General features: G+C 42.8%; 7 protein-coding genes and 3 pseudogenes. 6 read left to right on the top strand and 4 right to left on the bottom strand.

Annotated features, from left to right (window positions below):
• From Xets_RS22655 to Xets_RS19230, 3 genes and pseudogenes are all read right to left on the bottom strand, one after another.
• Window positions 1–212: pseudogene (locus tag Xets_RS22655) on the bottom strand (hypothetical protein); the annotation flags it as partial.
• Window positions 213–795: 583 nt separating this feature from the next.
• On the bottom strand, window positions 796–1,581 hold the full coding sequence (locus Xets_RS19235) for an isocitrate lyase/phosphoenolpyruvate mutase family protein (RefSeq protein WP_187652364.1): 786 nt from the start codon (window positions 1,579–1,581) through the stop codon (window positions 796–798).
• Entirely contained in the window at window positions 1,571–2,419 is an 849-nt protein-coding gene (locus tag Xets_RS19230; protein ID WP_187652363.1) for an SAM-dependent methyltransferase, read from the bottom strand. The genes Xets_RS19235 and Xets_RS19230 overlap by 11 nt, the downstream gene beginning before the upstream one ends.
• A 67-nt stretch (window positions 2,420–2,486) precedes the next feature.
• Here Xets_RS19230 and Xets_RS19225 point away from each other — a divergent pair.
• The 6 genes and pseudogenes from Xets_RS19225 to Xets_RS19200 form a co-directional block, all read left to right on the top strand.
• Window positions 2,487–3,184, top strand: a protein-coding gene (locus Xets_RS19225) for an IS1 family transposase (protein ID WP_187652362.1) whose coding sequence is annotated in 2 segments (ribosomal slippage) — window positions 2,487–2,736 and window positions 2,736–3,184 — 699 coding nt in all. Because the reading frame shifts where the segments join, the coding sequence is not laid out codon by codon here.
• A 256-nt stretch (window positions 3,185–3,440) separates the two neighbouring features.
• Window positions 3,441–4,760: a hypothetical protein gene (locus Xets_RS19220; protein ID WP_187652361.1), complete on the top strand. Its 1,320-nt coding sequence runs from the start codon at window positions 3,441–3,443 to the stop codon at window positions 4,758–4,760.
• A 90-nt stretch (window positions 4,761–4,850) separates the two neighbouring features.
• A complete protein-coding gene (locus Xets_RS24855; protein WP_255430696.1) occupies window positions 4,851–4,982 on the top strand; it encodes a hypothetical protein in 132 nt (43 codons plus the stop codon).
• Between the two features lie 496 nt (window positions 4,983–5,478).
• A complete protein-coding gene (locus tag Xets_RS19215) occupies window positions 5,479–6,618 on the top strand; it encodes a hypothetical protein (protein ID WP_187652360.1) in 1,140 nt (379 codons plus the stop codon).
• 114 nt (window positions 6,619–6,732) lie between these two features.
• Window positions 6,733–11,712, top strand: coding sequence for an RHS repeat-associated core domain-containing protein (locus Xets_RS19210; protein WP_187652359.1), 4,980 nt, complete (start codon window positions 6,733–6,735; stop codon window positions 11,710–11,712).
• Window positions 11,713–12,125: 413 nt separating this feature from the next.
• Window positions 12,126–12,541 (top strand): annotated as a pseudogene (locus Xets_RS19200) (IS1 family transposase); the annotation flags it as partial.
• 2 nt (window positions 12,542–12,543) lie between these two features.
• Here Xets_RS19200 and Xets_RS19190 read toward each other — a convergent pair.
• Window positions 12,544–12,633: pseudogene (locus Xets_RS19190) on the bottom strand (IS5/IS1182 family transposase); the annotation flags it as partial.

Below are 12,633 nucleotides of genomic sequence, written 5' to 3'. Positions count from 1 at the left end.
GTGGCGCGGGTATCCATACTCATAGAGACGCCGGATAGATTTAAGCAAGCCAACCATACATCAAAATGAGTGTTGCAAAAACGGGGAAGACCATAGATTTGTTTCGCCACCCTGTGGGTGATCTTTGCAGGCGATAAGATCATTGAAGTAACAGGTAAAATATTAACGCTCAAGCCGGGTGGGGTCAAATGGTTGCTGAGCCTGTTTTTCAAACCCTTTATTAAATGAAGCAAAAAATGAAATTTATTAATTAAACTAATGGGTAACTGAGTGCAATAGCCTAATTACTGAGGCAGTATATGATTTTTCATTATTTATAAATGTCTTCAATGAAATGCCGGCAAGCCATTAATTTGCATACTTGTGTAAGGAAAGAGGAAAGACCTAAGGGATTTCCATACCCACAAACCACAAGAACTGAGCTATGTGCGCGGATAAGGTTGAAGCTAGCGGCAACAAAATATTCGTACCTAAGCATTATACAATGCGCCTTCTGCCATTAACTACGGCTATCTGGTTTACGCCTAATTTGAATGTACATCAAGGGGCAGTGGGTGCTTGTTCGAAATTCTCTTAGGCTACTCGACCAAATACCCCACCGCCTCCACTCACTTTACGTGAAAACGTAACGTAAACCATAACGCAATATCCAGAGCCGGAATCTGAAACAGCGCGACCAGCCGCCCCAGATAACTTCTCCCTCTAGATAGTTAGCTTCTAATTCCTCAGTTTAACTACGCAACACAAGTGGTAATAGTAAAAATGACCTTCTTATTGAAGGCCACTTCCTTATCGTTAACTCAGAGCTGGATGATTATAGTGGACTGAAAAATCACCTTTTTTTAATGAACTCGATGCCACACTCTGAAAGTAGGAATACACATCATCAAAAACTGAGTTACCCAGGCTAAATCTATTTACGCCATTTTCTGCCAAGGTGTTTATATTAGCTATGCTAGGCATATTCATTACATTAAGCGGAAGCTCTGTGGATTTAGAAATATCCTGTATTTCTTCTATGCTTGTTAGCCCTGGTACAAACAAACAGTCAGCCCCGCAACTACGGTAAATGTTTTCTCTCTTGATTGTTTCTTTAACCTTTTCTCTAATGGAACCACTTAAATACGTGTCAGTTCTGGCATTCAATACAAAACCGCTATAGCCGTTCGTTATTAGTTCAGATTTAATATTTTCAAGTATTTTTGCAAAATCAGATACGGGTAAAAGTTCCCCGTCTTTAAGCGAATCTTCAATATTGACTCCTGAGCAGCCAAGCTCTGCAAGTTTTATAACGTTTACTGAGATTTCTTTCGCCGAAGATGCGTACCCTTTTTCAATATCTATTGACAATGGTATTTTGATCTCGGATAGCAGTTGCCTTGCATGGGACAAAACCGTTGAAAATGAGATATTTTCACCATCGCTTTTTCCATTTAAGTATGAAAGCGCCCAACTGGATGTACCAATAGCTTTGTAGCCAAGTGATTCATAAAATCTAGCAGATGGGACATCCCAGGCATTTGGTAATACAAAAAAATTACTTTTTGAATGTAACTCTTTAAATAATGTACTATCTTTCATTTTTTACCTCTTTAACTATGTCTATCATTGCATTAAATACGTGAGGGAGCCCTGCTGATTTCCCGAAGCCGTCCCTTAAGTATTTGGACTCTAACATTAATGCTGTTAGATTTTCAGTGGCTGTAAAACCAAGGTTTGCGAAATATTTTTCGCTTTCGTTAAAATTCAAACCAAAAAAGTGTGGTTCTGAAATTTCCACTAGAACATCATATAATTCCTTAGCCCCATAAAAATTTAAGTTACCTTCGATATAATCCCTAAACGCATAATCTAGCGTTATCTGTAGTTTTCCCTTAAAAAAGTCCCTGAGTTCTATTATAGTGTTTTGGATGATTTCATCTGGCAAAAAATAAGTGACACCTTCCCACAAGATTAAAGTATTTTTATTTTTAGAGATCCCCCCAGCTAACATACAACCGGATAGATTTTTATCATTAAAGTTACAGGGAATATAGTGATATCCTATACAGGGTTGTAATTTATGTTTATCAATAATTCCTTTTTTAAATTCAAGCATTGCAGCCAAGTCAATTTCATAGACAGAGATATTATTTCCATCGAGCAATTCGCTATATCTCATTGCCCTTGAATCAAAACCTGCTCCTAAAATAACAATTTGAGAATTTCTCTCACTATTAGCCCACTTAATTAAACTATCGTCAAACTTTAAAGTCCTAATCAAATGGTAATACATGCAACCAGGTAATCTGCTCTGCAATTCTGATTTCGCAGCGTCTACATCTTTAAGATATTTTTCCCACTTCCCGTTTACAAAATATTTTCCATAATTATCTGGATTAGGAACCATTTCATCATTAGATGAGAGAAGATATCGCATAAGAGGGTCATGCTCTCAATGATTAGATATTGTGATAAACTCCCTGCTTTTTATTATGGAGTGAGAGATGGCTAAAGTTGATGTGGTTTGTCGTTACTATCATAAAACAGAAGAGGTTAAAGGGCATGGAAAAGGACGTACTGGCCATCCCCGCTATCACTGCTATGCCTGCCGTAAAACCTTTCAACTGAACTATGCCTATCAAGCCTGTTATCCCGGCGTGAAAGAGCAAATTATTGATATGGCAGTGAATAACTCCGGTGTTCGTGATACCGCTCGTGTACTGAAGATAGGGATTAACACCGTCATTCGCACGTTAAAAAACTCTCCCCGAAAAATGTGACCAACCTTCCTCTTGAGGGAAATGAAGTCCAGCTTATCTGTGAAGTTGATGAGCAATGGTCATTTGTGAGAAGTAAAAAGAATCAACGCTGGCTCTGGTATGCTTGGGAGCCTCGCCTCAAGCGAGTTGTGGCACATGTTTTTGGTGATCGCAGTACGGCGACTTTACGCAAACTCCTTGAGTTATTATCACCTTTTAATGTCAGGTTTTACTGTACGGATGATTATGCACCTTACAACCGACTTCCTGAAGAAAAACATATTGTTGGAAAACATTATACCCAACGTATAGAAAGAACCAATCTGACATTACGTACACGTTTAAAAAGACTGAATCGAAGGACGATAGGTTATTCCAAATCAGAGGAGATGCACGATAAGGTGATAGGGACTTTCATCGAACGGGAATACTATTCTTTATAGGGCAATTTAACTATTGGAGTCACGACCCTTTCATAGAACAGGAATATTACCTTTGCTAAGGAATTTAACTATTGGAGGAGTGACCCGAATTTGGAGTTTTATACTAAATAAAATTTACAAAATTTAAAATTGGAAAAATCAATATTCTCGGTCGGAACATCATTTTGTGCGAGGTTTCATGCACAACTGTTTTTAAATTTCCTACATGTATATTATAGTTTCATTGAAAATGAAATTAAACCCAAAGGAAATTATTATGGGACAAGGTGGATACATAACCTTAGTTAACAGTACAAATTCAAACTGGAACAAAAGTGATTACCACAGCTATCAAATGAATAGCTGGGATTTTCCTGAAACTATTGCAGCAAAAAGCAGCGCAAAGATTTACGTAGAATGGAGCCAAGGTTTTTTTGAAAATAGCTCAGACGATTCGGGAGAGGTCACTTATACATTAGAAAACACAAGTAATGTTTCATTTCAGATACAGTCAAGGGCTAAAAATGGATTCGGACTGCAAGTATACTTCAGCAATCTTGAAACCAGCGGTAATACTAAAGGCTCCACTTTGAAACTTGGATGGAACCACGATGGAATAGTCAATTTCTTATTGTCTGGTCGTGAAGGTGAATATACAGCTTCAAATCTCGATGCATTCAGTTGGATGAATGACAATATTAGTTTGTTAGGAAATAAAAAATTAAGAAATATCTGCATGGCTGGTTCCCATGATGCAGGAATGAGTATTCGTAATTCTGGCACTCCTTTTGCTTTTGAATGTAATACACTAACACAGAGCTGTGATATTTTGGGGCAACTTAATCTTGGTGCAAGATATTTTGATATTCGCCCCGTCATAAGCGGCGGTCATTATTATACTGGGCATTATGGCTATGTGGAGGCCATATCGTCATGGCAGGGTTCGAATGGACAATCAATTCCGTCAATAATCGATAATATCAATGAATTCACTGCCTCTCGAAATGAACTCGTTATTTTAAATTTTTCACACTCACTTAACACAGATGTCGGCAATGATAGTTATCGCTCTTTTACTCGGGACGAGTGGGATGGACTGCTGAATCAGCTTACATCAATAAAAAAACTATTCATTACAAAGAATACAGACCTCACTTCGCTGACATTGAATGATTTTATCAGTGACGGCCCATCAGTGTTATTAATTTTTGAAGATGAGCATGTTCAACTCGGAGATAAGGAAAATAAAGGGTTTTATTATCACAGTTGCTTTAATGCGTACAATGAGTATGCAAACAGCGACAATGTGTCATACATGTCTGAAGACCAGATTGAAAAAATGAACCGGGAAATGCCGAGTAACTATTTTTTACTGTCCTGGACTTTAACACAAAATAATACCCAAGCGAGCACATGTTGTACGGCTTTAGCATCAAGCATTAAACAGCTAGCAAATAAAGTAAATCAAGAGTTAGCCTATCGATTGTATCCCGCAATATCAGAAAATCATTATCCAAACATTATTTTTGTTGACTACATTGATACATCTGAAGCGGCAGCAATGGCAATGGCGGTAAATTGGTTTATTCATGGGTAACCATCAAAAAGAGCCACAAATATTGCAGCTCTTTTTCTCATAATCCATTAAATATTGAACGTGCTGCCACTGTTATATTGGTGCTATCACATGAATTTGGGGTTGGTTCACCTTCTTACGGCACAGGTGGTGGCTGATGAAACGACAGTTGGTGAGAAAATGACAACACTGCGAATGTCATTGGTGGAGTGGCAACACATTTTGTTAAACGGCCTTTGTTGAGATTGACCAGGACGCCATGATGGAGAAGCTTCAGTTAGGCTGACAAAATTTCGGACGATATGCGGAATTCAAGAATATGCAGATTCACAAGCAAAGGAACCGGATGCAGACAAGCATACCGGCTCCTTTCACTCAGCATATTCGATCGAAGCGATCAGTTTATCCGGAGCTCGGAATCTTCCTTTTTTAGGCTCGGTGGTACAACGGCGTTCATCGTATCCGCACGCAAATATATTTCTGTTGTTTGAATATCTGCATGACCGAACCATGACAGAAATATGCCGAGAGAATCGGTCAATGGAACCGCTATTACTATCTGATTTCAAGACAAACGCTGCCGTCCAGGAACAGGATACTCCGCATATCGCCGAATATGCCGTGCTCTACATATTCGGTGGTTCCGGCTTGGAACCCCATGATGGGGAGAGCCCCCCAAGAGTTACTAACGTGAACTTTGATTTAATTAAGTGTAATTTAATAAATATGAGGTCGTTTTATGAGTATATGGAATGAATTTCACAAATTGAGTACTTTTTCTGTAGGTTTTCTAGACAACTCATCCGAAAAGAAGGCTGAGATTTTTGCTAATGGAAAGAACCAGGTTGCCATTTACATTAAAATTAAAACATTGAATAAGGATGGCTCGGAATTAATAATCCCGATTGAAGAATTACTAAATCAAACATATTTAGTAAACTATGTTACTGGTGAAAAACTAAGTTCTAATGGAGCATGGAATTGCTCTCAGAATAAATTAGGTTACACTAATATAATCTCATGGAATTCACCTTATGTTACTTATGAAATGCAAGTTAGAAGTGGTGAACGGCTGGTTGTATATTATCTTTCTACCGAAAATATATCTTCAGGAGTTGATATCGGTGCAGAAATTGATATTCCCGGCGTGGGTAAGTTCAATACTACACAGGATGGTACCCGTACAATCAACGCACCAGCCGACAGTAAAGGTTCCGTCTTTAAATCCCCGAGTTATGTTCGTGTAAGTGCACGAAAAGTTATTAATTACAGCTTATCTGAAAACATCACGATTTCTAATATGCCTAAGTCGATATCAGATTTCGAGACTATAGTATCAGATATGCTGGTTACCCACACCAACTGGGCTAATGTTGCTTACGATAATTATGAAGGTACCAGTTTAAGAACAGAATTCTACATCAAACCGAAATCGAATGAATTTTTGTTCCGTAAAATGGATGTAAGAAGGAATAATGCCACCTTGAGCACAGTGAATATCGCCGGTGATGGATATGCAGATACAGTATGGGGAAACGGTGGTGGACATTACGATACCCAATTCATTTTTGTCAACAAAGAAACCTACGGATTAGGTACTGATTCATCCATCCTCGCGAAATGTGGATGGGAAGACTATTGCTATAAAATTGGCAGTAATGATGTGCGCCATTTCTGGTACCAACCGCTTCCTGAAGGGATGATTAAAGTCAATATTTGCAATCATCGGATCCCCCGAAGCGAATCAGAGCAGAAAGGATGGAGTAACGATGGGACAACAATCAGGATTGATGTTGAAGATAACTATGGTAATAGCGGCGTTATTACCATTACTGCATCTGATTCTCGGTGGCCTCAATTAGTTGTAAATGGCATTTAACTGTGAGGTGAATTATTTTCGGCACTAATAATAGTGCCGTTTTATTTCGATAGTAATAAAAGGCAATTCAGTGAAAATCAACTTGCCTTGGTTATTTCTATAAGGGACTATGTTATGAATGACAGCTTTTCTTCACAAGCCAGCAACTTTATCAGCACTCTGCAAACCCAAGTGGACCCGCGAACTGGACAGTTCATGGTTAAGCTCCCCGTTGCGCAATTAATAGGGAATAATCAACTCGGACCGGAGTTATCACTCTCTTTCAGTTATTCCCCCCTGAATAAGAACAACTATGGATTTGGTATTGGTTTTGGACTGGGCCTTACCCAATTCAATAATAGAACTAACCTGCTGGAATTGAGCAGTGGTGAAAATTACAGAGTTGAACCAGGCTCTGATACAGTCCGCAATAAAAAACTAAACAGTTTCCGCTTCGTTTATACCAACGGCCATAATGATGAAGAAGGTTATACTGTATTCTGGAAAGAAGGCAAATCAGAACGTCTGACACGAATAGAAGACGGTGAGACCTTCGTTACCACACAAATAATCTCTCCACTAGGTCGACATCTGAACTTGTTTTGGGACTGGAGTGGGCAAATATCCCGACTGTCCAAGGTAGAAGATGAATCCACAACACTGCTTCAGGTGGTCTATGATACTTTCTCAACTATGGTGATTTGGCCCGACACCGCTGATGAATACAAGGTCAATTTTGAACTTATTGATAATGACTCTCGACTTGATGCGGTATCCTGCCAAACATCTGAGACAGAAACGCTCAAATGGTCTTTTGTTTACGACACCGTAGATTCTGGTCAACTCCAGTTACTCACCGGGGTGAACTCCCCTACGGGTATGACAGAGAGTGTACAGTACAGTCAAATTAACGGATTGCGTTTCCCTGAAAATTCAGGTTTGGCTCCACTGTCGGTAGTGTTATCTCATACATACAATCCGGGGAGTGGACAGTCAGAAACAGTGACCTACTACGAATATACTGAACAAAATTTTCTTGGATACAACGGAAATTTTGGTGACTGGTCAGGCGATAGTGATTACCTCTATACCACACTGACTGATTATACCTATGGTTCAACCGAAACGGTGACGGACGGTGGCGTTACGGTGACCACGCACAGAGAGTATAACAATTATCATCTGCAAACCCTTGAGGAAACCATCCGTCAAGGCTGTACATACCGTACGGAATTCACTTATTACGCGCAAAGTGGCGATTTTATTGATGCTCAGCCACCACAATTTCAGTTACCGCGTGAGAAAAAAGAAATCTGGGTGGACACTAACGGTAAATCCCGAGAACAGAGCACATTCACCGAATTCGATGAAAGTGGTAACCCAATCCGAGAAGTCGCACCAAATAGGACTGTCACCGTCACCACCTGGTATGCCGCTGAGGGAGAGGACGGATGCCCGGCAGAACCCAACGGATTTGTTCGTTTTATGAAACACCGAACCACTACTCCGTTCAAAACAGAATATGAATCTCCAGAATATTCCACCCACTATACCTATAACCGTTTAGGTAAAACAAATTACGCGGTGCTAGAGAGTCGCTCTGAATACGGAGATGATTTACTCCTGCTCCGAGAAGATATTGCATACAACGGTGACAGTAGTAGTGGTGAGTTCGGCCGTATTACAGCCATTACTAACACGAAACATGAAAACATGAAAAATGCCGCTGTTTATACCACCAGGCAGGATTTTTCTACGACCGTCAACAATGGAGTCATGCATCAAGAGATAATCTTTACCGGCCATGATGGTATCCGGATTGTTACATCCCGTACTCAGTCTGCATATTCTGGGCTTCTGCACAATGAAACCGATGCACAAGGCGTAATGGTCACCCATACGTACGATAAAATGGGACGCCCATTGAGCCGTACTACGGCATCGGGTACGGAATACGAAAACACCATAACCTGGGAATATGTCATTAAGGACGATGGCCCAGTCACCGTCAAGACCGACGCCTTCGGCAATCAAATGAAAGTGCACTTTGATGGTGCAGGCCGAATCATCAATCAGCAACACTATGACGCAGATGTATCCCACCAATGGTATGAGATCGCCTCCCACACATTTAACTCGCTCGGCGAACATAGCACCGGTACGGAACAGGACTGGCTGACATTTCCTTCGGACACAATCAAAAGCTTTTCCGTAAAGGCAGATACGGAGTATGACGGCTGGGGCATAGCAAAGCTCCAGTCGTTCTCCGATGGAATGAAAAGCTTCCAGAACATAGACCCAGTAACCCTGACTCAAGTGATGTACAACCAAGGAACTGCGGGTTCAGTGACATCAATAAGTGGGCACCTCCTCACCACATTTGACAACCAGCATCACCTGCCACTCACTAAACGTCAGTTGGATACATCGGGCGCAGAACAGGGTATCCATCAATACAGTTGGGATGGGCTGGGGCGATTGCGGCAGGAAACAGATGAGCTGAATAATGTTACTCAACGTACCTATGACGTCTATAACCGCGTATTGACTCAGACACTGCCAGACGGTAGCAAGCTGAGTCGAACCTATGCTCCGCACCTAACCGGGGATCAGGTGGCTTCTGTTAGCGTAACCGGTCCTGATGCTAATGGTACAACAACTACCTGGCTGCTAGGAACGCAAGAATTTGACAGTCTGGGACGGGTCACAAAACGCTCAAACGGTGGACGTACCACATTGTATACCTATGATAGTGCCTCCCAGCTACCGTCAAGCGTCACCCTGCCTTCAGACAAGACGGTGAAATACACCTATATTCCTGAATTGGGTAACGTGGTCAACAGTATGACAACGGATGGTGTGACACAGACGTTCCGCTATGACAGTAAAACTGGCGAACTGCTGCAAGCAACGGAAGGCAGCACAATAATCAATAACACTTGGAATACTTCGGGCAGCCTGAAATCTGAGAGCTTCACGCAAATCGGCAGTACTCGCAACACCGCATATACTCGGACACTGGCTGGCAAACCCGTCATGTACACTGATATCACCGGTAAGCAAACCCACTACAGCCGTGATGTGTATGGCAGGGTGACCGATATTACCGACGATGCCCTGACGGTCAGTCTGGAATATGATGCGCTGGGGCGCCTGAATAGCCAGACAGTGAAGGATACAACGACCACATCCACACTGACCACGGTGCTGCATTACGATGATTTTGGCCGTGAAGTCACCCGCTCCGTGACTGACAGTAACGGGACCAAGCTAACCGTGAAGCAAACTTGGCTTAAAAACGGGTTACTGGCTACCCGGACTACCCAGCAAAATGACAAAACTGTGCGGGATGAACAGTATAATTATGATAATCGTAACCGGCTGGTCAGCTACAAAGTGGCTGGCGAAAATTTGCCACCGGATGCATACGACAACCCAATGTCCGAACAGACGTATCATTATGACGCGCTGAACAACCTGACTTCCGTTATTACCACGCTGACTGACGGCACTTCGGACACAGCAACATACCATTATGAGAATAATGAAGACCCAATGCAGTTAACATCCGTGACACATACCCACGGTGGTTATCCGCAGACCATTAGTCTAGCGTATGACGCAGAAGGCAGGATGACACAAGATGAGGCGGGGCGGACGCTGACCTATGATGTGACCGGACGCCTGACCTGCATCAGTGGGAAAAGCATCAGCGGCGGCACTTACAGCTATGACGCACTGAACCGCTTGGTCAGCCAGAATGTCAGCGCTGGGGACATACGGAAATTGTTCTACCGTGGCGATGAACTGGTTAATGAGGTACTGACGTCACAGGGCCGAGAGACACGTCTGATTAAGGCTGGACATACCTGTCTGGGAGTGAATGACGGCAATGGTCTGACGCTGACCGCCAGTGACCGAAATGACAGTCTGCTTTGGTCACGTCAGGGCAGTGAAAGTGATGGAAAACTCCACGGATGGTCACCCTATGGTCAAGGTAAACCTGCGGGTTTGTTGCCGGGCTTTAACGGCGAGCGCGTTGACCCAGTAAGCGGCACCTACCATCTGGGTAATGGCTACCGCGCCTATAACCCGATACTGATGCGCTTTAACTGTCCAGATAGTTTTAGCCCATTCGGGGCCGGAGGTATCAATCCATATGCCTACTGTGCCGGAGATCCAATCAATCACATCGACCCATCAGGGCACTTAAGCTGGCAGGCAATCACCGGTATAGTGGCCGGAACGATAGGTCTGGCTCTGGCTGTATTCACGGCAGGAGCCTCCATTGCAGCGGCTGGTGGTGTGATGGCAGCCATCAGTACGGCATCGGCTACCTCGCTGATTGTAGGTGGATTAGGCGTTGCTTCAGATGTAACCGCTATAGCTTCCGGAGCGGTGGAAAATATTAACCCAGAAGCATCAGCAATTTTAGGATGGGTATCATTAGGTACTGGATTAACAGGTGTAGGGTTAAAAGGTACCAGCTCACTAATGAAGAGGGCTGGCTCTTATTCGGTCAGCAAAGCTGGGGCACGTGGTCCTGCTTATTTCGAAGGCTATGGTCAGCCCGTCAATAGACTAGGCAGAGTGCGCGCCGGAAATGGTGAGGAGAGACAACCCCAGTGGCACGAAGTTCCGCATAATGGGAAAGTTATTTATGGTTCAGACCAGCAAATCATTGGCTATCATATTCACGAGCCGCTGGAAAGAATCAATGCCCGTGCTAGCACCAGAAGCCAGAATCCCAAAACAGTTGTTATTCTCTCTGGAACTCATGGTCAACCAACCGGTAATAACTGGGATATAAATGGATTGCGCAGTCAACCGCTCATTGAAAATGTATTTTTCCGTGAAGATGTGAATATGTATCGAACAAACCGTATACCATTTGTTCGAAGATCCGTAAGAATTGTTGACTCTGATGGATTGACTGATATTGATTATAACCGTTATTATCAAGATCCGGGATGTCATATAGTTGGTGGGTATTGTTTTAGCCGCAATGATGAAGCCTTGCGTCATTATTTAGATATCCAACCTGTAACGAGTTTTTCGGATAGATACTGGCGGGCACTAGATACTGGAAGAATAGTCGGTGGGTTTTGGATATGATGAAGAAGAAAAAGGTCATAGTAATATTATTTGGTTAAGAAAAATGTTCGACTAAACATTCAGAGGTTATCGGGTCGCGCAAGGGAACTTCCCCCCTGCGCTCCCACGGAACCGGACGTGACAGTCTCCCGTCATCCGGCTCTTGTCGTTGACCGTTCGCACCGCGTACAAATTTCCCAGTGTGCAAACAGACCAGGCTTAACACTCCTTATCCCGCCTAACCATTCATATGCCTGAGCCAGGTTACCGTGCACCCGCTTATATTTGCGGGTAACCCATTTAGCAAGGTGCAGATCTACATGACTGGCTATACGGTCCATTGCTGACCGATAAAAGTGCCTATAATACTTGACCCGGTCATGTATTAAATAGTTAGTTGCTGTGATATGCTTCCGGTTTTTTAAGGATGAAGCATGGCTAAAGTTGACGTCTGTTGCCGTTATTGTCGCCAATCAGAATCGGTCAAAGGATATGGAAAAGGAAATGGCGGACATCCTCGTTATCGCTGCTATATCTGCTGTAAGGTCTTTCAGTTAGAATACACCTACCAAGCCTGCAAACCCGATGTTAAAGAGCAGATTATCGATATCGCGATGAATAACGGAGGAATTCGTGACACCGCCCGCCGCCTGAAAGTCGCTACAGCAACCGTCATGAAAACATTAAAAAACTCAGACCCCGAAATGTAACGACACTTCCCCTTGATGGAAAGAACATTCAGCTTATCTGCGAAATAGACGAGCCATGGTCGTTTGTGGGGAACAAGAAAAATCAACGCTGGCTTTGGTATGCTTGGGAACCCCGGCTGAAGCGAATACTAGGCTGCGTCCCTTAATTAGATAACCGCCTGTAAAAGAGTCGAATACAGCCTAATTTCACCATGGACAAATAGTTTCGTGCGGTTTTTTCGTAACGGGTTGC

This window comes from Xenorhabdus sp. TS4, assembly GCF_014467265.1.
In the GTDB taxonomy this organism is placed as follows: Bacteria; Pseudomonadota; Gammaproteobacteria; order Enterobacterales; family Enterobacteriaceae; genus Xenorhabdus; species Xenorhabdus ehlersii.
Note: the sequence above shows the minus strand (reverse complement) of the source record. Positions and strands in the feature narration are given on the sequence as shown.